Raw genomic sequence first — 25285 nt, 5'->3', positions numbered from 1 at the left:
CATTATGATTTTTTTGAAAGCAGCTGAGACAAAATAGATGGACTCAGCATTTTTTTTTATTGCTAAAAAACTCCAGGAGTACTGTTGTAGTGGGAATTCAACAGGATAATAAATAATTAGGGGATTAAGTTCCAGGAATTTTAAAGGACAAATCCTTTATTGGTAATTTGCATAATCGATTAATTTCTTTTAACATTGCACCCTGATTTAGTAATGAAAATGAAAAACAATACCGCAATTTATTATAATTCGATGCCAACCCCCTGGCATAATCGAATGCGTTATTGTTCCATTCATCAATAATTGACCGCCTTTAAAAGGCAATCCCGATTTTTTTCTCTTTTTTTTCTTTTTTAAAGCCTTTAGAGGCTAAATAATTTTTGTTATGACTGTTATATCTGATATAATACTTGAAAAACTCAATACACTCCTTGTTGTAATTAACAATCAAGGTAAACTTGATTATGTTAGTCCTTCTGTTTCAAAAGCGCTTGGGGTTTCTCCTGAAATTTTAAATGGCCAGGGTTGGTTTAATTTAACCCGGAAAAATGCGGCTGAAATGATTCATGTAAAGGAGGAGGTGAAATTAATGATTCAGTCAGAGGTTCTACCTGCTCCTTTTGAAAGAGAATTCAAAACTGCAAGGGGAGAAAAACGCTGGATATTGTGGAGCCCATCCAAAGGCCCAGATAATAGCGTTATTGGCATTGGTTATGATATTACCGAAAGAAAAATTGCCGAAGAAAGGATACAGGAAAAAAACAGAGAATTGCAAAAGAAAAACTCTGAACTACTGGATAGTCTGAAATACGCACAAACAATCCAGGAAGCAATTTTGCCTGATATAGATTCCATTAAGGCCTCTTTTAAAAAAGCATTTGTTTATTATAATCCAAAAGACATTGTAAGTGGTGATTTTTATTTTCACTATAAAACAGGAAACAGAGTGTTTGTTGCTGCCGTGGACTGTACTGGCCATGGAGTTCCGGGAGCTTTAATGTCAGTAATTGGTAATTCTTTATTAAAGGATATTGTAGTAAAAAGAGGAACAAACGATCCTGCCCAAATTTTACGTTTTCTTGATGAGGAATTGTTTACGGCAATTAATCGTTCAGGTAAAACTGTAACAAGTGATGGGATGGATGTAGCAATAGGGGTTTTTGATTTCGACAAGAAAGTACTTACTTACTCAGGTGCATTCAGAACCTTGCTATATGTAAGAAATCAAGAAGTTCTTGAGGTCAAAGGAAACCGGTATCCTATTGGTTTTTATCAGGATGTTGTGAAGTCATTTGAGTCAGTGGAAATTCCATTGCAGCAGGATGATTCCTTTTATTTTTTTTCTGATGGTTATGCCGATCAATTCGGAGGTGAACAGGGAAAAAAACTCAACCGGAAAAGATTTAAGGACCTTCTTTTGACAATTAATGAAATGGAAGCTGATGAGCAGGAAAGCTTTCTTGATTATGCCCTTACAAATTGGAAACAGGAGGAGGAGCAAACCGATGATATTTTGATAATTGGAATTGGGATTTGAGCACTTTTAGATAAGGAAGTTATATAAAACCGTTTAATAATCTGTTTCAAAAAAAAGAAATCTTTTGAAAATTAAAATAAAAATACTGCGTTTTATAATAGTAACGGTTGTTACAGGGTTTGAAAGCAGGTTATAAGATATTTACCCATGCTTCTAATCTTATGTCTAACAAATAGAAAGGAGGGTTCAAATGTCTAATTCCGATAAGACTTTATCAGTAAAACAGATTTCAAACCTTTCAGTAGTCAAAATGAATTAATTTTCATTTTGACTACTGAAGCTTTACTGTTTACTTGTAGAGTTAAAAAGGATGAAAAGCCCCGTTATTTAACGGGGCTTTTTAATGCCATTCATAATCATTTAAATCCGTTCATTAAGTATTCCGGGTCACAATTGTTTGCTTTAAGTATATTTACATTTGTAATTCTATTTATTTCCAAAAGATCAAAAGATAAATGAACCTGATTAAGAAAAACAGCACTATTTGGCTTTCGTTGCTCTTATCCTTTACAACAATCATTTCTTTTTCACAGGAGAAATGGAATTTGAAACAATGCATTGATTATGCTCTTGAACATAACATACAGGTAAAGCAGGCTAATTTGAACATTGAATTGGCCAATGTAAATTCATGGCAAAACAGAGCTAATTCCCTTCCAAGTGTAAATGGAAATGCATCACATTCATATAATTTTGGACGCACCATTGATCCCTTTACAAATCAATTTGCGGATGACATGATTCGTTCGAATAATTTTTCCTTAACCGGAGGATTGAATTTGTTTAGTGGCTTTCAAAACGTAAATAGCATAAAGCAGGGACAGCTTGAATACCAGGCAAACAAGTATGATTCAGAAAGAATAAAAAACGATATTTCTCTTAGCATTGCCACTGCTTATTTGCAGATATTATTTAGTGAGGAATTAATGCAAATTGCAATTAATCAGGTTGACATTACAACACAGCAGGTAAAGCGAACCACCAGGCTTGTTGAGGCCGGAACTCTTGCCAGGGGAAGTCTTCTGGAAGTGGAAGCACAATTAGCTACCGAAGAATTGAACCTTGTAAATTCTCAAAATCAATTGGATATGGCCTACTTGTCACTCAGGCATTTTTTAGCCTTGCCGCTTGATAAGGAATTAAATATAGTAAGACCTATTCTGCAACTTCCTGTTGGAGACATATTAACTGCTAGTCCAGAGACTATTTTTACCTATGCTGCAAAGGAAATGCCTGAAATTAAAAGTGCACAAGCCCGAGTTAGAAGTTCAGATAAGGGAGTTGCAATTGCAAAAGGTGGAATAAGCCCAAGAATATTTGTAAATGGAGCTTTAGGAACAGGTTATTCAGGATTAAGACAGCGGCTGATTGGAGCTGAACCGGATGGTTTTCAAACCATAGGTTATACGGCAAACACCCAGGAACTTGTTGTTACTCCTGCATTCAACCCTGTTTTTGAGCCAATTCCTTTTAATGATCAAATTAATGAGAATTACAACAAATCAATTGGTTTTTTCATGACTATTCCAATATTTAACGGACTTCAAACTCGCTCGGCTGTTTCAAGAGCAAAAATTGCACGTTACAATGCTCAATATAATTTAGAACTTGCCGAATTGCAACTAAGCAGAACAGTGACACAGGCCCATGCCGATGCAGTGGCTGCATTGAAAAAACACCATGCAACTGCACGATCAATGGAAGCACTTAAGGAATCTTTTAAATATGCTGAACAACGTTTTAATGTGGGAATGTTAAATGCGATTGAATACAACAATGCTAAAAATCGTTTGGTGAATGCTGAATCCAATTTGCTTCAGGCCAAGTACGATTATATTTTTAAGTTGAAAGTACTGGATTTTTACCAGGGAAAACCTTTGGTATTAGAATAAAAAAGAATAGAGTTATGGCAGGAAAAAAAATTAAAACTTACTGGTATTTTCTTATTGCAGGAGTTGTTTTATTTGTTGGAGTTATAGTTAATCAACAAATGACAAATGAGGCAGAATCAGTGGTCATGGAATTATCCGAGCGAAAAATAATTATCGAAACTGTTTCAGCAAATGGAAAGGTACAGCCCGAGGTTGAGGTAAAAATTAGTCCTGATGTTTCTGGTGAAATAGTTCAACTTTTGATAAAGGAAGGCCAGGAAGTAAAACAAGGAACACTTTTGGCAAAAATAAATCCTGATATCTATCTCTCCATGCGGGAAAGAATGGTTGCGGCTTTAAATACAACTAAAGCTAATCTTGCAAATTCAAAAGCAAGATTATCACAGGCAAATGCCCAGTTTTTAAATTCTGAGGCCATCTTCAAAAGAAATCAATCTTTATTTAAGGACGGGGCAATTTCTGAATCTGAATTTGATGCGGCAAAATCAGCCTATGAGGTTGCAAGAGCAGAAGTAGAGTCTGCTGACCAAAGTATTATTGCAGCCCAATATAATGTGAAAAGTGCAGAGGCTTCTGTAAAAGAAGCAAGTGACAATTTGCTTAAAACAACTATTTTCGCCCCGGTGGATGGTACCGTTTCCATGCTTAATGTTGAGCAGGGCGAAAGGGTGGTAGGAACTTTACAAATGGCAGGTACAGAGATGATGCGCATTGCAAATTTGAAAGAAATGGAGGTGAAGGTGGATGTTAACGAGAATGATATTGTTAGGATTATGGTTGGAGATACTTCTATTATTGAAGTTGATGCGTATAAAGACAGGAAATTTAAAGGGATAGTCACTCAGATTGCCAACTCAGCTAAAACTTTTGGTTTAAGTGCAGACCAGGTTACTAATTTTGAAGTAAGGATAAGGATCCTACGCTCTTCCTATTCAGATTTAATTCTTGAAGACAAGCCACATCTTTCTCCTTTTCGACCAGGAATGTCTGCAACGGTTGAAATACAAACCAAAACCGAATATGATGTTATTAGCGTACCTATACAGGCGGTAACTACCAGGGAGGATACTGCTGCCACAAGTTTAGAAAAAACAAAAGCAGGCAACAGTGCTAAAGTGGACCCGGTAATGCAGGAATGTGTATTTGTGATGGAAAATGATAAAGCTGTAATGAAAAAAGTTAAAATTGGTATTCAGGATAATAAATTCATTCAAATTGTTTCTGGAATCAATGCCGGTGAACAAATAATAACCGGTCCCTATTCTTTGGTTTCCAAAACCCTTAAAGAAGGCGACCCTGTGGTATTGAAAATTGAAGAGGAAGAAATAATTAAAAGGAAATAGATTAGGTGGCGTTAATATTAAATTTGGAATCAGCTACTCAGGTCTGTTCTGTATCCATATCTAACAATGGAGAAGTAGTTGCAATAAAGGAACATCACGGAGAGTATGCACATGCTGAAAAACTTACTGTTTTTGTTTCTGATGTATTAAAACAAGCTGGCCTTACAATGGATAGGCTGCACGCAATATCAGTAAGCATGGGCCCAGGTTCATATACAGGATTACGAATAGGGGTATCTGCAGCAAAAGGATTTTGTTATGCCCTTGATATTCCACTTATAGCTGTGAGTACATTGCAACAAATGGCTCTGTCTGCTGCTTTAAAATTAAAAAATACTTCCCCTGATGTTCTTTTTTGCCCAATGATTGATGCAAGGAGAATGGAGGTATACTGTGCTGTTTTTAATAAAGAAAATGTACTGATACAAGAAATTGAGGCTAAAATTATTCAGGATGATTCTTTTAATGATCTTTTGGCTAGGAACAAAATATATTTTTTTGGAGATGGTTCTCAAAAATGCAAAGATCTGTTAGGAGCTAATCCAAATGCTTTTTTTTTGAATGAGGTTTATCCATCATCTGCAACAATGGCGCCTCTTGCAGAAAACTCTTTTAATAAAAGGATGTTCGTAGATACCGCTTATTTTGAACCCTATTATTTAAAAGATTTTGTAAGCACAGTACCCAAAAAAAAATTCTGATTTTCTACTGTTTAAAAAAGCCAGTCCTTACTTAATAAAATTCATAACTGAATTTAGTAACATCAATAATTTTCCCGGCAATATCCCTGCTGAGAGCATTGGTTAAAAAACCTTTCTCATTTAGCATAAATTCAGTAACCTTAACCGGCTCTTCATTTTTCAGTTTTTTTATTTCAATTAATTGGTCTTTTTGATCATAAGCATAAATATAGTGTATGGTACTATTTTGCCCCAAATCAGAAGATTCATTGCTTTCACTAAGCTTTCCATTATCGTTATAAATATATTTTTTTCGTTCAACATGCCTAATGGAAAGGAAAGTTCCTGTTTCTTCAATTAACTTTCCATTTTCATTCATCAAATAACTAATTTCCTTAAAAGGCAAACCCAAGCTATTTAGCAGCTTTTTGGTATAATAAACAGGGGAAACATAAGTAAATTCGAACTTTTCAACGCCCATTGCATATTGCTTAGAAAGTATAAACTGTCCAGAATATGAATTTGCATTTAATTCCCTGGAATAGGTTTCCTGAAAGATGTTCCCGGATTCATTATAGGAGTAATTTATTGAATAGAAGCCAAAATTGTCGGTAGTTCGTTTTACATTTAATCTACCAATGCTGTCATATTCATAAAAAACAAAAAGCGTATCCGTTTCCCCTCCATATTTTTTAAAGGTGTTATACAGTCTTTCGAGCCTTCCATTGCAGTCAAATTCATATTTTACAATAATGCCCTTGTCATACATTTTTTCGTTGTCTCTTTTGTAATGAAATGCGCCTGTAATTGATTTTATGTTTTCACTCAGAATAAATTCCGGATTAAAAAAAGGCTCTTTTGAATAAGGATTTCTATCGGCATCAATTATTTGTGCATCGCATTTTAATACAATAAAAACCACCATTAAAAGGCTGAAATAAAATTTAATCATAAAATGCGAAAGCTGTAATTGATTTATGTTGCACAAACGTAATATTTGTTTTTGTTATTACAATCAATGTTCAAAAAGAGAATTTAAAAATATTCGGGTTTTAAACAATTAAAACCTTTTATTGAATTGTGTTGAAATGTTTTTTTGAAGTTTCAATTTTAGGAAATAGAAAACCATAAATTTTTTCTGCCAATTGGTTTTTCCTTTTCATGTTAAGGGAATTAATAAACAAAAGAATGAATATAGTTTGCCAAAAATTTGCTCCTTTTTCATTTGTTTGCTGTCCGGAGCTGACTTTATTGAATTTTTTCCTGTTTATATACCCTTTAAGTTCATTATTTAGTATTTGTCGGGCTGTGAAACTTTTTTCCTGTTTTATCGATGTAAAACCAATTTTCACTGATCCATAATGCATGTTCACCCTCTGACTGTGCCTGGCAATTTATGCTCACCTTGGCAAGGCCTTTTTCAAATGGATAAGCACAATCGAACTGGGGCTCAATAATAATTTTTCCGCTTTCAGCTTCAGCAAACCCGATTTTGTTTTCATGTGTTATTCTAAAACATCCATCAGATTGATAATCAGGGCCATTATCAAAAGGATAAACTTTATATAATATATTTTCCTGCCTGTCGATAGCTACAAAGCCAATGCTTGATTCAAATACAATAGCATAAGTTTTAAAAGTATCAGTAAAGCAAATTGTGTACTTCCCAGGTGGAATTATGGTATCTCCCATCTTATTTTTATAGCCATAATCATTGTTTTCTTCATCTGAAAAAGAAATCAAGTAATCATCCATCTTGTTAGTTTGAACACAACTTATAAAGCAAAACAAGAGTAATATTAAAACAAGGGATTTTTTATTAGCGTGGAGTTTCATGCAAGGTTATTTTTTTTCAACTAATTTTTCTATTTGATTTAAAAGTTAATGTCTTCCCATACCTCCCCCTAAAAGATGCATTAAAATAAAAATAAGAATTAAACTTATTAAACCAAAAATCATATAAAATTTCAATGTTTTTTTGGTTTGCACAGTCTTTTCTTGCGTATTTAATTTTTGAATTTTTTCATCCTGGCCAAACTTTGTTTTCCCCCATGGTTTATAAACAGAAATTGTTGTTGCTGCAAGTAAAACTAAAATAGCGGCACCTGCTTCTGCTATTACTTGTATGCGGAAATTTGATTGTAAAATTTTTGATGATGATAAATCACTTGCTAATGCTCCAAGATGACTAATAGGCTGCATATGAAGCAACAAAACAACTGTGGAAACAAGTGTCAGAAATAATTTAACTATTATCCAATAACGTTTAAACAAGCCCCATTTAGTCCCCAATGCTTGAACAATTCCAGTAATTAATGAAGCCAAACAAAATGGTATGATAACAAACCATGCACTTAATTCCATTGCAAGATAAGCCGAATGGGCCAGAAGGGTGTCCTGACTAGTTATACCTGTTATGGCAAGGGCAAGGAAAACCACCACTGCACCAAGCCAGCCTGCTGAAAATGTAATATGAGTAGTTAAAACCAATCTACTCATGTTAGGATTCATTACCATACTATTTTGAGTTAATTCAATTTATTTTTTAAAATTTTTCGATTCCAATTAACTTTTCTAAATTGGTTTACCACTTCAGTTTATTCTTTTTATTTTTTCAATAAATCACGTATTTCCTTCAAAAGTTTTTGATCCAGTGTAGTAAGATGAGGTGTTACGGGTGCAACCTCCTGTTTTTTCTTTAACTTATTCATTGTTTTAATTACCATAAACATAAAAAAAGCAACTAAAATGAAGTCGATTAAAATTGTAATAAATTCGCCATATTTAATTGATGTTTCCGGTGCAATTACTTTACCTGAGGCGTCTATTTGTGCCTCTGATAAAATATATTTCAATGATTTAAAATCAACTCCTGAAATAATTTTACCCACAACCGGCATAACAATACCATCAATAAATCCACTTACTACTTTTCCAAAGGACACTCCCATTACAAATGCAACAGCCATGTCAATTAAGTTGCCTTTCATGGCAAATTCTTTGAATTCCTTTATTATGCTCATGTTTTTCAGTTTAAATTTTATACTTAAGTTGTGATTTACTTTTAACCCTTCTTGTTCCCTGATAAGCCCTCCTACTCGTAATCAAAAATATATTATTTCTCAATATGTTAATATTTTTTTTCCATTATAAACACACAGTTAACATTTTGGGTATATTTGAAAACAGGATGCAAAGTAACACAAACTCCTTTCAATGGCGCAATTATTATTAGTATGAGTGTTATAAAGCTAACAATTCCACAAATTCAGTTTAACCCCGATAAATTACATGAGGCAATTATAGCATTTTGGGATGTAGCCTCAAATGGCGATTTGAATGAATTGAAAAAGCAGTCCGTAATCGTTAAGGAACTGTGTTCAATTTATTCTTTAAGCCCTCACGCAGAGGATTATATAAGGCTGGTATGCGCAATAGAGGGTTTCTTTGAAAGTAATTGTGCAGAAGCCGAAATAAATTTTTTAGCTGTTCTGCCTCCAAATGTTCTATGGGAAAACAAAGAGATTGAGGCAATGGCAAGATTGTTCTGTGGTGGTAACTATAGGAGTCTTGGCCAATATGATAAAGCCTTGTTTCACCTGCTTGAAGTTCCAAGATTAATAAACCCTCTGGGCTCCTATGCTACTTATGCCTTATTGGCATATTATTTCCTTGGCGAATTGCATGTTACATTAGGAGAATTTAAATCGGCAGAAAGTTATTACAAGCAGGGCCTTAATTTTGGAAAGGAGAATATAATTCATTCAGCAAAATTCAGACTCTATAGTGGTTTAGGGAATCTTTACCTAAACAATAAGGATTATGCCAGATCCGAAGAACATTTTATAGCTGCAATAGAAGCTGCGCGTCCGGGTTCCCAACTAGCAAGGAGCTGGTATGATATGGCTGTTTATTATGAATTAGTTGGAGAGATTGATAAAGCAATAGAATATTGCAGAAAAAGCTATGAACTCAGGATTGAATCCAATCTTTTGGATGCAGCTACAACCTCGTATATTCTAATGGGTAGTCTTAACATTAAAAAAGGAGACCTTAACCATGCAATTTTCATTTTTAAAGAAGCCTTGGTATCTACCCTTAAATACAATGCAATAGTTAAAACGCAATCCATTTATAAATATCTTGCAGAATGTTATGAAAAGTTAAACGATTGGAAGCAATCCCTTGACTATTTTAAAAGATATGAGGAAATAAAATCCAATATGTTTTCTGAACAGCAAACCAAATTCTTTAAAATTAAAAACGAAGAAATTTCCAAGCAAAAGGAGCTGATAGAAGAGTTCCACGGAGAACTTAAGGACAGCATAAAATATGCACTCAGAATCCAACAAGCGATTTTGCCTCCTGCTAAATTGTTAACCCAGGTTCTGCCTGAAAGTTTTTTGTTTTACAAACCAAAGGATGTTGTTAGTGGCGATTTTTATTGGTTAGAAACAGTTACACCAAAAGGCAGAAAAGCAGAAAAGCTTATATTGTTTGCAGTTGCTGATTGCACAGGTCATGGTGTGCCCGGAGCTATGGTTAGCATTGTTTGTGTGAATGCATTAAACAGGAGTGTGAGAGAATTTCTCCTTACTGAACCAGCGCAAATATTAAATAAAACACGCGAGTTGGTAATCGAAGCATTTGAAAAAAGTGAGCAGGAAGTAAAAGACGGAATGGATATTTCCTTGTGCTCCTTTAATCCTCAAACTCATGAGTTGCAGTGGGCAGGAGCCAATAACCCCCTTTACATACTTCCCCATAGAGCTAATGAAAGATTTAAGGCAAGCTCAAAAGTTGTATTTTTCCCGGAAAAATTAGCTGTCAAGCCACAGTTAGTGGAATTTAAACCAAATAAACAACCAATAGGCATTCATTCCGAAAGAACTGCCTATACAAATCATATCATACAACTTCATAAAGGAGACATCATTTGTATATTTTCCGATGGTTTTCCCGATCAGTTCGGTGGCCCTAATGGAAAGAAATACAAGTATAAAGCATTTAAAGAAAACCTTATTCGAATAATGAATGATCTGCCAAGTGTTCAAATGCAGGTTTTAGACACTGAGTTCACCAAATGGAAAGGAAATTACGAACAAGTGGATGATGTTTGTGTAATGGGAGTGAGGGTATAATATTGGTTTAATTGTTTTTATGATTTTGCTATTATTCCTTTTCATTAAGTCCATAAAAAAAGTAAAAATGGTGAAAAGCTGCTCTATCGGTGTTTCAATTTATACTCAATTTTTAGTAGATTATTTATCTAAAAAAGGTACAAAGAGCATTGTATTCATTAGCCCTGAACTTAGGACTAATTTTTGTCAAAACTGTTAATGAAATGGAACAAATGAAAGAAATAGAAAATGATATTTAAGGATATACAAACAAGAGGATTTTCAATTAGAAAACAAATTCTTTTTATCTTCATAATAATTACAACACTGTTAATTACAGTCGCCATTTATAATTATTTAAGTATTCAGAATTATAAAAGAGCAATAGAATTTTTAAAGCGAACCTCACTGGAACAACTTTCTTCAATTGGAAAAATTCAGCTCAATGCAGGCTTACAGGAAATATATTTGCTACATCATTTAGATGAAACTGATATAAAGGAAAAGTTTTTATTAGAACAAGAGTTGCATGGAATGCTTCAGGAAAGTTTTGAACTTTATGTTGATCTCCCTATTTCAATTGTAGATCCTTTAGTAAGAAATAAATTTGATGATGCTAAAAGAGCAAGGGATAAATATTTGCAGAAATTGAATGAAGGAATTTCATTGAGTAATAGGGAAGCCCTTTCTATTCCAATAAATTATGAAAAGCAGCAAATAAGGCCTTATTTTGACATTTATATAACTGAACTGGATGAACTTTCAGACCTAATGATTAAAGATGCTGAATATGAAACCAATAAATCAATTGCTAAAATCAATGGATTTAAACAAATCAGTAATTGTCTTATTGCCATTGGAATACTCACGGTGTTTTTTATGACCTTTTTCCTTATTAGAATGTACAAAAGAATAAGCAATGATTATCGCCTTTTAAAAATATCACAGGAAGAACTAAAAAAAATGAATGAGCAACTGGAAAAAAGGGTGGAGGCGCGAACCCTGGAGCTTGAAAATGTAAATTTCGAATTGCAGGAACTCAATAAAGGCAAGGATAAATTCATTCAAGTAATTTCTCATGATCTAAAAAATCCCCTCGCAGCAATGGCAGGTTCTTCCGAGATTTTAGCTAAAAATATTTATAAAATGGACTTAAATGACATTCAACAAATGGCCCTGGTAATAAACAATTCAACGAATAAACTAGTAAAGCAATTTGATGAATTAGTAGATTGGGCTAAATCACAGCAGAATAAAATAATCTTTTTACCTAAAAAAATTGAATTATACGGGGCAGTTGAAGATTCCATAAAATTAATCAGGGAGTTAGCACAGAAGAAAGAAATTCAAATCAATAACCATGTTAGTGCTGAAATTAGAGTTAAAGCCGATATAAATATGCTGCGCTCAATAATTCAAAATTTAATAACCAATGCCATAAAATTCACCCCTAAATATGGGAAAATAACAGTAGATGCGCAGGTTAAAGGCGAAAGGGTTGAGATAAAAATTAAAGATACCGGAGTTGGAATGACTGCTCAAATTAGAGATAATTTATTTAGGGAAAATATATTCCCAACATCAATAGGGACAGAAAATGAAGCTGGCAGCGGATTAGGTTTAACACTTGTAAAAAGCTTTGTTGAAAAGCATAAAGGGAAAATTACCATTGAAAGTGAAGAAGAGAAAGGAACAACAATTACATTTAGTTTACCCAAAGAAGATTTTTTTTAATGGGAAACATCACTCTTATTATTCCCTTGAAAAGACTTAACCAACCAAACAAGGTTATGATCACCCTCAATCTGCAACACAGCTCGAAAAATTGGCTTAATAATTTTTAAATACATTTATTTAACAAAACCCTCTTTTATCCACCCAACAATTCATCTATTTGCTTAACAGCATCATTAATATCGTTAACCGGAAGATTACAAAACTGGTTTACACAAACATAAATAGTTGTTTTATCATGAATATGGCGGTCTGTGAAAAGCGGCAAATGGCTTTCCTGTGTTCCGCCTGCAAGAATTTTGTTAGGGATATAATAATTGGAGAGTTCTTGTCTTTTAAATTCAGCATCAACCCCCATTATTACAATTTCAAAAAACGGCATAGTATAATAAAGCATCAAAATAGCCCAATTGCTATGACTAGCTCCAAATTCAACCAATTCATCCTTTATGTTGTTAAGCATTTTGCTAGACATGGATGCATATTTTTCATTTTCGTAATATTTCCCCAGCATAAACAAAGATTTTGCAATGCTTGAATTTGATGCAGGAGTTACGTTATCAGTAATTTCCATTTTACGGGAAATTAATGGCTTGTCTTTTTTTGAAGTAAAATAGAACATCCCATTTTCCGTGTTATAGAAATTATCAATTGTATATTCCATCAACTCTTTTGCTTTTTCCAGCCATTGGATGTCAAAGCTTACTTCATATAGGCTTATAAAAGCTTCAATGGTGAATGCATAATCCTCCAGGTATCCGTTTATCGTTGATTTGTTTTCTTTGTAATTGTGGTATAATCCTCCATCAGTAGTCTTTTGAGTACCGGAAATAAAATTCGCGTTTTTAAGTGCAGCAAATAAAAACTCCTGTTCTCCAAAAACTTTGTATGCATCAGTAAAACCTTTTAGCATTAAAGCATTCCAGGAGGTCAAAGATTTGTCATCAAGACCTGGCTTGGTTCTTTTTTCCCTTGCCTGAAAAAGCACAGATTTAATGTCTTTCACCTGCTTTTGTAACTCATCTAAACCAATGTTGAGTTTTTTTGATACATACTCATCACTATGCCTTCTTAACAAAATAAAACCATCTTCCCATTTTCCATAATTGTTGATATTGTAATATTCAACGGCAGTTTTAAAATTTGTTCCTAACAGGTTTTCCAATTCGTTTTTTTTCCAAACATAATACTTGCCTTCTTCACCCTCAGTATCGGCATCGAGTGCGGAATAAAAAGCACCATTTGCCGCTGTTAATTCCCGGGTTACAAATTCAATTGTTTCGTAAACTATTTGTTTATACAACGGATTTTTTTCAGCCTGATATGCCTCCGAATACAAACTTACAAGTTGAGCGTTGTCATATAGCATTTTTTCAAAATGTGGAACTTTCCATAGCATATCTGTTGAATACCGTGAAAAACCTCCCCCTACCTGATCATAAATTCCACCCATTGCCATTTTCTCAAGTGAGGTTTTTACATAATTGTTTACTTGTTCATCTTTGCTTAAATACCCATATTGAAGAAGGAACAAGTAGTTGTTTGGCATAGGGAATTTTGGTGCATGTGTGGTACCTCCCTCAATTCGGTCGAATTTTTTCGACCATTTTCTTACTGCACTTTTTAATGTATCTATAGTAAATTCAGGAGCTTTTGTATTCACCTGAACAAAATCACTTGAATGAACCCCTTGCGTCAACTTTTCTGCATATTCAAGTACTTTTTCAGGTTGAGTTTTATATACTTCAGAAAGATCATTGATAACCGCTTTCCAATCCTCTGGTGAGAAATAGGTGCCTCCATAAACTGGTCTTCCATCAGGGAGGGTAAAACAATTCAAAGGCCATCCACCAGTACCTGTCATTAATTGAACAGCTGTCATATATACCTGATCAACATCTGGTCTTTCTTCACGGTCAACTTTAATACAAATAAACTTTTCATTCATTAATCTTGCTGTTTCTTGATTCTCAAAAGATTCCCGCTCCATAACATGGCACCAATGACAGGCTGAATATCCTATACTAACCAAAACTAGTTTATCCTCTTTCTTTGCTTTTTCAAAAGCCTCATCACTCCAGGGAAACCAATCAACAGGATTGTGTGCATGCTGTAAAAGATAAGGACTTGTTTCCTCTGCAAGCCTATTTGTAAATGTCGTTTCTTTCCCCATAAAAATAGTTTTACATTTTGATTTTTCTGAAATTTCAATAGTTAAATTTAATAAAAAAAACGCATTAATTTCTAGTTAAAAACTCCTGTTATTATTTTTGAAATTTTTTAACAATTCGTTTTTTTTATATATATTCAATGCATGATATTACCCTACCTGGTTTTTTTTGCTGCTATTTCCCTAATTATGCTCTCACTTACAGAGTTCAGGGATAGCATTTTGAATTTAGTCAAAAAAAAAGCAATCCAGTATTCATCCTTTAATTTTTCTGATTATTCCCAATACGATGAAATATTATCCCGATACTTTCAATATTACACAAATTTGAATAAGGAAGGAAAAGTAAAATTTATGGCCAGGTTAGTGGATTTTATCAGATTAAAGAAATTTCAGGGGATGGAAAAACTAAAGGTTACAAATGAAATGAAGGTTTTAATTTCGGCTTCAGCCATTCAGCTTACTTTTGGCCTGGATGAATTTTTATTGGATTTTTTTACTACAATTAAAATTTACCCACGTTATTTTTATTCAAAACTTTTGCAGGCGGAGATAAAAGGTGGTGCTTCAAATAAAGGAGTTCTAATGATTTCATGGGAAGATTTTTTAAAAGGCTATAAATACCCGCATGACAATTATAACCTGGGTTTGCATGAAATGGCCCATGTCCTTAAGATTAACGTTTTAAAGGGAAAGCATTTTGATGAAAAATTTTCTTTTTATCTGGATGAATGGCTTAAAATTGGCAAAACAGAATTTGCAAGGCTTCAAAGAAAAAATAAATCTCTATTAAGGGAATACGGTGGAACAAACAGACATGAATTTTTCGCAGTATGTATAGAACATTTTTTTGAAAATCCCCTTTCTTTCAAGGAGGAACTACCGGATATTTACAATCACCTATGTTTTTTACTCAATCAGGATCCACTAAATAATAACAGCAATTACATGCTCAATGTAAATTTTTTGGAAAGTGTTAACAGGAATGCACGATTAATTCCAATTCCAAAAACAATAAAAAAGAATTACAAATACCACACCTGGCACTGGACCTATTCTGTAATGTTATTTGGCATATTCCTGGGCATTATTACCATGATGCTTTTCCCGTCTTTTACCATTATACCAATTGAAGATTTAGTGAAAATTGCATTGATTGGAGCAGTCTTGGCCACACTTTTTCAGTATCGGTATCTGGTAATTAATAACAATATTCTAAAGCCCATGGACTTTGTGCTTTATGCTTTTTTTGGAATTATGCCAGCTGTACTGTGCCTGTTTTTTTTAACAAATTTTCTTGTAAGTAGTGGTATTGTTGTGGAAGATCATAAAATTATTAACATAATAAACCGGGGTGAAGAAATTGTGTTTCAATTAGAAAATGATTCCTATGGAAAATATCCATTGATTCGAACAATGAAAAAATCCTCTATTCCAGATACTATATATGAAAAGGGATATACAACACTTAGAATTAAGTTTGGAAATGGCATAATGGGATATAAAACACACCTGAATAACCAATTGTTCTAGGTGTTTTTAGCAGCAAGTCATAATAAACAAGCAGCAATGTTCAAAATGCAATGTTCCTTACACTGCCTGGGATGCTAGCCAGCCTGTTGTCCATGCTGCCTGGAAATTAAAACCTCCGGTTACTCCATCAACATTTATTACCTCACCTGCAAAGAATAGTCCTTTGCATAAACGGCTTTCCATAGTTTGCATGTCTACTTCATTTAGTTTAATTCCTCCGCAGGTAACAAACTCCTCTTTATATGTTGTTTTTCCTGAAGCTTCATATGCATCACAAACAAGATTATTTATTAACCTATTGAAATTTTTCCCCGAAAGATTGTTCCATTTTGTTTCTGCATCTATTTCTGCTTTTGAAACCAAATACTGCCATAGTCTTAAAGGAAGATTAACAGGAGATGTTCCTGAAACTTTTTTTAAAGGGTTTGCAGTTTTGTATTCTTCCAGAAATTCCCTGGCCTGTTCTTCGTTTTGCTCCAAAAGCCAGTTAATTAATACCGTATAGATGTATTTTTTTTCATAAAGTATGCGTGCTCCCCACGCAGATAGTTTAAGAACTGCAGGCCCGCTTAATCCCCAATGGGTTATAAGTACAGGGCCTTTTTGAATTAATTTTGTTCCTGCAATTTTTACAGTGGCCAGTTTAACCGAAATACCTGCTAATTGAGAAAGACTATTATTCTTTATATTAAAAGTGAACAAAGAGGGGAGGGGAATCTCAATGCTATGCCCAAGAACTTCAAGCCATTTATAAGATTCTGCTTTATTGCTTCCTCCAGTTGCAATTAATAATTTATTGCATTCAAGGATTTGTCCCGAAGCAAGAGAAAGGTCAAAGCTATTTGCTTTTTTAACTATCGATTTAACATCTGAATTAGTATATATTTTTACTCCTAAATCCTTACATTCTTTAAGCAGGCAATCAATAATTGTTTGCGAACTGTTGGTGAGAGGAAACATTCTGCCATCAGCTTCTGCTTTAAGTTCTACTCCTCTTTGTGAAAACCAATTAACAGTGTCGGTTGTATTGAACTTTGAAAAAGACAAGGCAAGTTCTTTATTTCCCCGGGGGTAGTTTTTTACTAGTTCCTTTGTCTCCTGGCAAGCATTGGTAACATTGCACCTTCCGCCACCTGAAACCTTTACCTTAGCCAATAATTTTGAAGACTTTTCAAGCACTGTAACCTCTATTTGAGGATTTTTTTTTGCAGCGTTTATTGCTGCAAAAATTCCGGCTGCACCCGCTCCAACAATTATAATGCTTTTATTTTTCATTGTTTCAAAGCCACCTTTTTAGAAACGAATTAGAGAATAACAATTCTTTGTTATTTATTTTCCAATAGCCACTTTTTCAACAATTTCAACTGGGAATCTTTTGCCTACCCCCAATGTCTTAACTTTTACTTCGCCTATGAGTTTAAATTCCACCTGTTTTGTCCTGAACATGTTCAATAGGCTTGGTATACTTCCCATTGCCAATTTTGAGAATTGTGTTTCAATAATAAAGGTGTAGGAATCCTCAGATTTTTTTGGAATGATTAATTTCTTTTTAATTTTTGCTGTTCCTAACTCTGCATTGTTCAAAAAAACGTTGAAATTATTGTCTGTAATTTTGAATTTGTAGCGGTTTGGGTTTTTTATTATAAAAGTAACTTCCAGGGCAAGGGAATTTTTACTGAAATTTTGAAGTTTAATATTCTCAACTTTACTTACACTCAAAGGTTCAATTGATGAGCATGCAGAAAATGAAACAACTGCAAGCAGAATAAACAAATATAAAACAGGCTTTTTCATAGTATATAATTTATTCGTTTTTTAATTAATCCTCTATGGAACTCATGAATGCAAAAGCATTTGTTTTTTAATTTTGATATTGAATAGCCATGTTAAATTTATTCCTGTTTGTGTATGGTGGCTATCTTACAATTTCATAAGTAAAAGTGGGTTATTACAGAATTAAATATTGGTGCTGCAATAACTCTTAAAAAACTTTATTTATTGTTAAGTTCAGAGAAATAGTGAAAAAAGTAGGGGATAGTTTCAATTCCTTTTAAATAATTGAAAACACCAAAATGTTCATTTGGAGAATGTATAGCATCCGAGTGAAGACCAAAGCCCATCATTATTGAATCAAGCTCAAGAACTTCTTTAAAAAGGGCCACTATTGGTATGCTTCCACCACTTCTTTCAGGAATTGGTTTTTTACCGAAAGTAACTTCCATTGCCTTGATTGCTGCTTTGTAAGCTGGAGAATCTATTGAAGTAACATAAGGTTTTCCTCCATGATGTGGCTCTACTTTCACCCTTACTGATTTTGGTGCAATGGATTCAAAATATTCTTTGAACAATAGAGTGATTTTATCAGGATCCTGACCAGGTACAAGCCTCATCGATATTTTAGCATGTGCTTTTGATGGAATAACAGTTTTTGCCCCCTCACCAGTATAACCTCCCCAAATTCCATTTACATCCATGGTAGGTCTTATAGATGCTCGTTCATTGGTTGTATACCCTTTTTCACCATGAATATCTTTTAGATCCAAGGCCTTTTTATATTCTTCTAAATCAAAAGGTGCCTTGGCCATTTCCATTCTTTCTTCAGAGGATAATTCAATTACATCATCATAAAAACCAGGTATAGCAATATGATTGTTTTCATCTACAAGAGAGGCAATCATTATACACAAAATATTAATAGGATTTGCAACTGCTCCACCATAAAGGCCCGAATGTAAATCGCGATTCGGCCCCGTAACCTCTACCTGTAAGTAACTTAGTCCTCTCAGTCCTACTGTAATTGAGGGAACATCGTTTGCTATAATACTTGTATCAGAAATAAGAATGACATCCGCTTTAAGTTTTTCTTTATTTGCCTGAATAAATAAACCTAAATGTTGAGAACCAATTTCTTCTTCCCCCTCAATCATAAATTTAATATTGCAGGGGAGCGAATTCGTTCTCATCATTAATTCAAAAGCCTTAACATGCATATAAATCTGTCCTTTATCATCAGCAGCTCCACGTGCGTATATTTTATCATCCTTTATTATTGGTTCAAATGGAGGAGAATCCCATAACTCAATTGGATCAGCAGGTTGAACATCATAATGGCCATACACTAAAACAGTAGGCAATTCAGGGTCAATTATTTTTTGTCCATAAACAACAGGATGGCCAGCGGTTTCACATATTTCCACATTATCTGCTCCTGCCTCAGTTAACCTTTGGCTAACCATAAGGGCTGCCTGATTAATATGTTCTTTGTATTTTAAATCAGCACTAACAGAGGGAATTTTCAATAAATCAACAAGTTCTTGTATAAATCTGTCTTTATTTGCCTGAATGTATGCCTTTATCATTTTTTTAACTATTTTTCAGGCAAAAGTATTAAATATAATAAGAATTTTTGATAAAAAACAGCCCTTCTTTTTTTTAAGTCATCATTGGTTTTCAGGCTTAGTTCCCTTTATTCTTGTCTGTTTTTCAATAAGTTTGCAATTGTTTCTTGTAAGGGGATTAATTTTTTTTTCTTATTTTTAATGTAAATTGCACAAGAAAAATGAAGAAACTGAATTTTATATGTATTATTTTTTTATTGTTGGGTAATTCCTTCAGTATTAAAGCCACACATATAATTGGAGGTGTTGTAAGCTATGAATGCCTGGGAAACAACAGTTATAGGATTACTATTGCAATGTACAGGGATTGTAAATCCGGAACTGCTGCATTTGACAATCCTGCCAATGTTGCTATTTATAACTCTGCCAATGTACTTATTAAAGATATTGATATTCCTTTTCCTGGATCTGTTCAATTGGCTACAACAATTAACAGCCCCTGTTATTCACCACCAAGTAATATCTGTGTAGAAGAAGCAATTTATACTGTAATAGTTAATAATTTGCCCCCTATTCCAGGAGGTTATACAATTACCTATCAACGCTGTTGCCGTAATAATACTATATTAAATTTAGTTGATCCAGGTGCAACCGGAGCTACTTTTACCGCTCATATCCCGGGGACGGAAGTTATTACTACATGTAACAGCAATCCTGTTTACAAAGAATTTCCACCTATTTTTCTTTGCAATGGAATGTCCCTTGAATTTGATCATTCTGCAACTGACATAGATGGTGATTCACTTGTTTATGAAATTTGTGATCCATTTGCCGGGGCAACAAATACGGATCCAATGCCCGATCCTCCAATGCCCCCACCATATTATTATGTGAATTGGAATCCTCCATACAATGGCTCCTATCCAATGAGTTCAAACCCTGTTCTTTCTATAAATCCCCAGACAGGTGTGCTAATAGGAAGACCAAATTTGACAGGACAATGGGTTGTTGGAATTTGTGTAAGTGAATATAGAAATGGAGTATTATTAAGCAGGACAATAAGGGATTTTCAGTTCAACGTAATAAATTGTCCCGGACTTATAGTTTCAGCATTTCCTTCACAAACTTTGTTTTGTAATGGGTTTGATGTCGCCTTTCAGAATAACAGTTTCAATGCGAGTTCCTTTTTATGGGATTTTGGGGTTGTAGGAGTTTCAAATGATACCTCTGTTCTTGCCACACCAATTTTTACATTTCCAACAAGTGGTACTTACACTGTAACTCTTATTGCAAATCCATATACATCCTGTTCTGATACTTCTTATTCCACATTCGATGTTCAACCTTTGCTTGCGCCTATTTTGTTAACCTCTGATCCTTTATGTTTAACTGGTAACAGTTTTGGTTTTAATGCTGGAGGGGTATTCGGTTCATCAGCGGAATTTAGCTGGTCATTCTCATCAGGGGTTCCCTCTAATTCAAATCAGCAGAATCCTGCAGGAATTACTTTTCCTGATATAGGTACTTTTCCAGTGTCATTAACAATATCTGAAAATGGTTGCAGTAAAACAGTTACTGGCAGTGTGAATGTAATCCCTGATGTTATTGCTGAATTTCCTGCTCAAGCTATATTTTGTGATGGTTTTACTGTTTCTTTTTCAAATAACAGTTTCAATGCAAATTCTTATTTGTGGGATTTTGGGGTTCCTGGAATTACCAGCGATACCTCTAGTTTTGCCACACCAACTTTTACTTACCCCTCAAGCGGTATTTATACCATAACTCTAGTTGCAAATCCTTATACTTCCTGTGCTGATACTGCCTATTCAACATATGAAGTTTATCCCTTGCTTGAGCCTCTTATTTCTGCTCCAAATCCCTCCTGTTTTACAGGGAATTATTTTGGTTTTAATGCCGGAGGAAGTTTTGGAGCTAATGCAAATTTTAACTGGTCATTTCCTGAAGGCAATCCGAATGCATCAAACCAGCAAGATCCCACAGGTATAGTCTTTCCTGATACTGGCTTATTTCAGGTTTCATTAACAATAATAGAAAATGGCTGCAGTAGAACAGTTTCTTCAACTGTTGTGGTAGTGCCCGATGCTGTTGCTGATATTGACCAGCAGCGTGTTTTTTGTGGAGGCTATACCTATGATTTTACAAATTTAAGTCAAAATGCCGATACTTATTACTGGACTTTTGGGGATCCATCAAACCCGGGAGCTTACTCCACTGAATTTGAACCATCCTATACTTATCCCGATAGTGGATGGTATACGGTTACACTTGTAGCTACAGGACCGTTTTGTTCCAGTACAGTTTCCCAAACCTTTTCAATTTATCCGCTTCTAAAGACTGATTTTGTTAATCCGGGTGTACTGTGTTTCAAGGCACATGATTTAAGCTTTGCAGCAGGTGGAGTATTTGGTGAAACGGCTTCCTTTTTCTGGGACTTTGGCCCTGATGCTAACATTCAGAGCTCAACTAATGCAACGGTTCCTAATGTTTTCTTTAATTCCCCGGGTATATTTAATGTTAATTTAATAATCCAGGAAAATGGTTGTACCTCTGTTAAATCAGCCAATGTTGAATTACTTCTTAGTCCGGTTGCTGCCCTCGAACTCATTGAAAAATCAGGGTGCATGCCTTTGAAAGTTGAATTTAAAGAGGCCTCAACTTCGGCAACTCCTTTAACTTATCTCTGGAATTTTGGAGACGGAAACAAATCAGATGAAAAAAGTCCTGAACACATGTTTTTCAACCCAGGATCTTATGATGTTAGCCTTACTGTAAAAACGGAAACTGGTTGTATTGATTCGTCCTCAATTTCAATTCCTAGATTAGTTACTGTTCATCCTTTCCCTGAAGCAAATTTTACCATTCTTCCTCTTGAAGCGTCCATATTTGAACCTAAATTTATTTTAACCAATGAATCAAAAGGAGATTCAAGGTGTATTTATTATTTTGGAGATGGAAATACTTCATCACAATGTGATGTTGAATATTTCTATGCTGATACCGGAGATTATCAAATAACTCAAATAGTTTACTCCCAATTTGAATGTCCCGATACTGCTTCAGGAATTGTTAGGGTAAACCCAGAATATCGGTTTTATGTTCCAAATGCCTTTACACCTGACTCAGATGGACTTAATGATGTATTTAAGCCAATAATAATTGGTGAAAGGGAGTACGAAATGTTGATTTTCAACCGGTGGGGAGAAATGATTTTTAAAACAACAGATAAAGAAATCGGTTGGGATGGAAGAGCTAAGAATGGAAAACTTCCTGCTCAACAGGAGGTTTATTCTTATATTATTTCACTTACTAATGTTTTTAACCGTTCTTTTGTTTTTTCTGGACATGTTACCTTGCTCCGATAAAAGACTTTAAACTTTCTAAAAAAGTCGGCAAAAGAGTTTTTAAAACCAGGTCAAACAAGACAATCGCCATTCATTTCCTTTGGAATTTCTACCGCCATCATTTTTAGAATAGTTGGAGCAATATCGCCTAATTTGCCATTTTTTATTTGTTTATAATCCCGATCAATCAATATACAGGGAACAGGGTTGGTAGTATGGGCTGTATTTGGGGAGCCATCTTTATTTAATACATAATCAGCATTGCCATGATCCGAGAGTATTAAAAAAGAATAACCCTTCTCTAATCCTTTTTTAACTACCTGTTCTGCACATTTATCAACCGTTTCCACTGCTTTTACAATAGCTTTATAAACGCCAGTATGCCCTACCATATCAGGATTTGCATAATTAACACAAATGAAATCAGCCTCTGAATTTTCTATTTGCTGAATTAATTCTAATGTAAGTTCTTGTGCACTCATTTCAGGTTTTAAATCATAGGTTGGAACCTTTGGAGAGGCAACCAAAATTCTTTTTTCGCCTTCAAATATTTTTTCGCGTCCTCCTGAAAAGAAAAAAGTAACATGAGGGTATTTTTCTGTTTCCGCTACTCTTAATTGTTTTTTATTAGCCCTGGCAAGTACTTCACCTATAGTATTGATTAAATTATCCTTTTCAAAAATAATTTTAACATTTTTAAAACGATCATCATAATTTGTCATTGTAACATAATACAAGTTCAACTTATGCATTTCATATTCCGGAAAATCCTGTTGATGTAAAGCCATTGTTATTTCCCTGCACCTGTCCGTTCTAAAATTAAAGCAAATTACCACATCTCCCTGTTTTACTGACCCTATGGGAGTCCCGTTTTCATCTGTATTGAGTATTGGTTTAATAAATTCATCGCTTACACCATTTTCATAGGATTCTCTTACAGCATTAAGAACATCTTTTGTTTTGCTTCCCTGGCCTTTAACCACTGCGTTATAAGCTATCATAACTCTTTCCCATCTCTTATCCCTGTCCATTGCGAAATAACGTCCTATTACGGTAGCTATTTGTCCTGCTGAATTTTCAAGATGTTTTTGCAAAAGGGATAAATAATTCAACCCACTTTTTGGATCCGTGTCCCTGCCATCTGTAAAGGCATGAATATATACATTTTCTATTTTATGATCTTTTGCCATATCACATAATTTATGCAAATGAGCCTGCGAGGAATGAACACCCCCTTCAGATAGCAAACCTAAAAAATGAACAGGTTTGTTGTTTTCTTTGGCATAATTAAAAGCATCATTAAGAACAGCATTTGTTTCAATACTCTTGTCCTTGATGGCCATGTTTATTTTTCCTAAATCCTGGTAAACAATTCTTCCTGCTCCCAAATTCAAATGGCCAACTTCTGAATTTCCCATTTGCCCCTCAGGCAACCCAACAGATTCCCCTGAAGTTACTAATTGGGAATGGGGATATTTTTTATAAAGACTATTAATAAATGGGGTTTGTGCATTTGCAATTGCATCAGATTCTGATCCATTTCCCTTTCCCCAACCATCCAGTATAAGAAGTGCTATTTTTTTATTATTCATGTACGTTGTTCTATATTGTTGTCAAAACATATCTCAATTGTACTGCCTTTAGGATTGTTGTTTTTAACATGTATAACTCCATTGTGTTTTTCCACCAGATTCTTAACTATGAATAAACCTAGCCCAGTACCTTTTGTTTTCCTTGTTTCTTCATTTCCTATACGGTAAAATTTTTGAAAAACCCTGTCTCTTTCCAGTTCAGGAATTCCGCTTCCCTCATCGGATACGTTTATAAATATTTGCCTGTTTTTTTTATTCAGAGAAATATGTATTTCAGTTTCATTGGGTGAATATTTAACAGCATTTTCATATAAATTTAATAAAATAGAAGGGAAAGTCAGCCTGTCAACAGGAAAAAATATTTCAGCCTGAAGATCTAATTTAATCGTATGCTTGTTTTTTTTCAAATGTTCGGCATTGGAAATTGTATTTTCAATAAGTTTGGCTAAATCTGTAGACTCTAGAAGTAAATCAAATGTATTGGAATCAATTTTTGCAGCCATTAATAAATTATCCGCAAGACTAATTAATCTCTCTGTATCATTAAGGGCAGAAAGTAATAATGCTTGTTGTTTTTCCCTTGCGAGCTCATGTTTTAAAAGAGTTTGCAGATGCAATTTGTTTGAGGCAAGTGGTGATTTTAGTTCATGTGTTATTGATAGCAGAAAGTTTTTCTGTTGGTCCGAAAGAGCAATTTCTTTTTTAAATGTGCTATGAGTTTTAGCTATTCCTACTATAAGAAGAATTAAAAAAACCGTTCCTTCTCCGGCTATCATCAACCATTTTTTATGCAGTTTTCCTTTTAGTTCAGGAAGTGTTTCATTTTGAATGATTCCTTGTTCTTGTTTTGATACCAATAACTCAGCTTTCTTTTGAGAAAGTTCATTGTTTAATTCAAACAACATAAAGGCCCACCAAATAAACTGAAGGCATACATAGCCTACCAGCAGGTAAAAAATAAAAAGAGGTTTTGATTTATTCATT

18 protein-coding genes are annotated in these 25285 nt (G+C 34.2%); 8 read left to right on the top strand and 10 right to left on the bottom strand.

Annotated features, from left to right (window positions below):
- Nucleotides 1-385: 385 nt before the first annotated feature.
- From H0V01_01385 to tsaB, 4 genes are all read left to right on the top strand, one after another.
- Nucleotides 386-1537: a SpoIIE family protein phosphatase gene (locus tag H0V01_01385; GenBank protein ID MBA2582020.1), complete on the top strand. Its 1152-nt coding sequence runs from the start codon at nucleotides 386-388 to the stop codon at nucleotides 1535-1537.
- Nucleotides 1538-1992: 455 nt separating this feature from the next.
- Nucleotides 1993-3429: a TolC family protein gene (locus tag H0V01_01380; GenBank protein MBA2582019.1), complete on the top strand. Its 1437-nt coding sequence runs from the start codon at nucleotides 1993-1995 to the stop codon at nucleotides 3427-3429.
- Nucleotides 3430-3443: 14 nt separating this feature from the next.
- Complete coding sequence (locus tag H0V01_01375; GenBank protein ID MBA2582018.1) at nucleotides 3444-4772, top strand: efflux RND transporter periplasmic adaptor subunit; 1329 nt, start codon at nucleotides 3444-3446, stop codon at nucleotides 4770-4772.
- Between the two features lie 5 nt (nucleotides 4773-4777).
- A complete protein-coding gene (tsaB, locus tag H0V01_01370; protein MBA2582017.1) occupies nucleotides 4778-5473 on the top strand; it encodes a tRNA (adenosine(37)-N6)-threonylcarbamoyltransferase complex dimerization subunit type 1 TsaB in 696 nt (231 codons plus the stop codon).
- A gap of 31 nt (nucleotides 5474-5504) precedes the next feature.
- Here tsaB and H0V01_01365 read toward each other — a convergent pair whose 3' ends face one another.
- From H0V01_01365 to mscL, 4 genes are all read right to left on the bottom strand, one after another.
- On the bottom strand, nucleotides 5505-6404 hold the full coding sequence (locus H0V01_01365; GenBank protein MBA2582016.1) for a hypothetical protein: 900 nt from the start codon (nucleotides 6402-6404) through the stop codon (nucleotides 5505-5507).
- A 335-nt stretch (nucleotides 6405-6739) separates the two neighbouring features.
- Nucleotides 6740-7288, bottom strand: coding sequence for a WG repeat-containing protein (locus H0V01_01360; GenBank protein MBA2582015.1), 549 nt, complete (start codon nucleotides 7286-7288; stop codon nucleotides 6740-6742).
- 45 nt (nucleotides 7289-7333) lie between these two features.
- Entirely contained in the window at nucleotides 7334-7963 is a 630-nt protein-coding gene (locus H0V01_01355) for a hypothetical protein (GenBank protein ID MBA2582014.1), read from the bottom strand.
- A gap of 95 nt (nucleotides 7964-8058) precedes the next feature.
- A complete protein-coding gene (gene mscL / locus H0V01_01350) occupies nucleotides 8059-8475 on the bottom strand; it encodes a large-conductance mechanosensitive channel protein MscL (GenBank protein ID MBA2582013.1) in 417 nt (138 codons plus the stop codon).
- Between the two features lie 213 nt (nucleotides 8476-8688).
- Here mscL and H0V01_01345 point away from each other — a divergent pair, with 213 nt between their 5' ends.
- Nucleotides 8689-10593: a tetratricopeptide repeat protein gene (locus H0V01_01345; GenBank protein MBA2582012.1), complete on the top strand. Its 1905-nt coding sequence runs from the start codon at nucleotides 8689-8691 to the stop codon at nucleotides 10591-10593.
- 228 nt (nucleotides 10594-10821) lie between these two features.
- Nucleotides 10822-12306, top strand: coding sequence for an MCP four helix bundle domain-containing protein (locus H0V01_01340; protein MBA2582011.1), 1485 nt, complete (start codon nucleotides 10822-10824; stop codon nucleotides 12304-12306).
- Between the two features lie 136 nt (nucleotides 12307-12442).
- Here H0V01_01340 and H0V01_01335 read toward each other — a convergent pair whose 3' ends face one another.
- Entirely contained in the window at nucleotides 12443-14479 is a 2037-nt protein-coding gene (locus tag H0V01_01335; GenBank protein MBA2582010.1) for a thioredoxin domain-containing protein, read from the bottom strand.
- Nucleotides 14480-14620: 141 nt separating this feature from the next.
- On the opposite strand from H0V01_01335, the gene H0V01_01330 reads away from it, so the two are divergent.
- Nucleotides 14621-16009 (top strand): zinc-dependent peptidase, encoded by a 1389-nt coding sequence (locus tag H0V01_01330; protein MBA2582009.1) that lies wholly within the window; start codon nucleotides 14621-14623, stop codon nucleotides 16007-16009.
- A 57-nt stretch (nucleotides 16010-16066) separates the two neighbouring features.
- Here H0V01_01330 and H0V01_01325 read toward each other — a convergent pair whose 3' ends face one another.
- The 3 genes from H0V01_01325 to H0V01_01315 form a co-directional block, all read right to left on the bottom strand.
- Nucleotides 16067-17284, bottom strand: a complete 1218-nt coding sequence (locus H0V01_01325; protein MBA2582008.1) for an NAD(P)/FAD-dependent oxidoreductase — start codon at nucleotides 17282-17284, stop codon at nucleotides 16067-16069.
- 54 nt (nucleotides 17285-17338) lie between these two features.
- Entirely contained in the window at nucleotides 17339-17803 is a 465-nt protein-coding gene (locus H0V01_01320; protein MBA2582007.1) for an LEA type 2 family protein, read from the bottom strand.
- Between the two features lie 197 nt (nucleotides 17804-18000).
- Nucleotides 18001-19368: a dipeptidase gene (locus H0V01_01315; GenBank protein ID MBA2582006.1), complete on the bottom strand. Its 1368-nt coding sequence runs from the start codon at nucleotides 19366-19368 to the stop codon at nucleotides 18001-18003.
- A gap of 200 nt (nucleotides 19369-19568) precedes the next feature.
- On the opposite strand from H0V01_01315, the gene H0V01_01310 reads away from it, so the two are divergent.
- Nucleotides 19569-22730: a PKD domain-containing protein gene (locus H0V01_01310; protein ID MBA2582005.1), complete on the top strand. Its 3162-nt coding sequence runs from the start codon at nucleotides 19569-19571 to the stop codon at nucleotides 22728-22730.
- A gap of 50 nt (nucleotides 22731-22780) precedes the next feature.
- On the opposite strand, the gene H0V01_01305 is transcribed toward H0V01_01310, so the two are convergent.
- Both H0V01_01305 and H0V01_01300 read right to left on the bottom strand, forming a co-directional pair.
- Nucleotides 22781-24301, bottom strand: a complete 1521-nt coding sequence (locus tag H0V01_01305; protein ID MBA2582004.1) for a 2,3-bisphosphoglycerate-independent phosphoglycerate mutase — start codon at nucleotides 24299-24301, stop codon at nucleotides 22781-22783.
- Nucleotides 24298-25284 carry a GHKL domain-containing protein gene (locus H0V01_01300; protein MBA2582003.1) on the bottom strand — a complete coding sequence of 329 codons (987 nt, stop codon included), beginning with the start codon at nucleotides 25282-25284 and terminating at the stop codon, nucleotides 24298-24300. Before H0V01_01300 ends, H0V01_01305 begins: the two co-directional genes overlap by 4 nt.
- Between the last annotated feature and the right edge of the window lies 1 nt (nucleotide 25285).

It is taken from the genome of Bacteroidota bacterium (genome assembly GCA_013696965.1).
GTDB lineage: Bacteria > Bacteroidota > Bacteroidia > JACCXN01 > JACCXN01 > JACCXN01.
The sequence above is the reverse complement of the archived record's forward strand: the minus strand, read 5'-3'. Positions and strand labels throughout refer to the sequence as shown.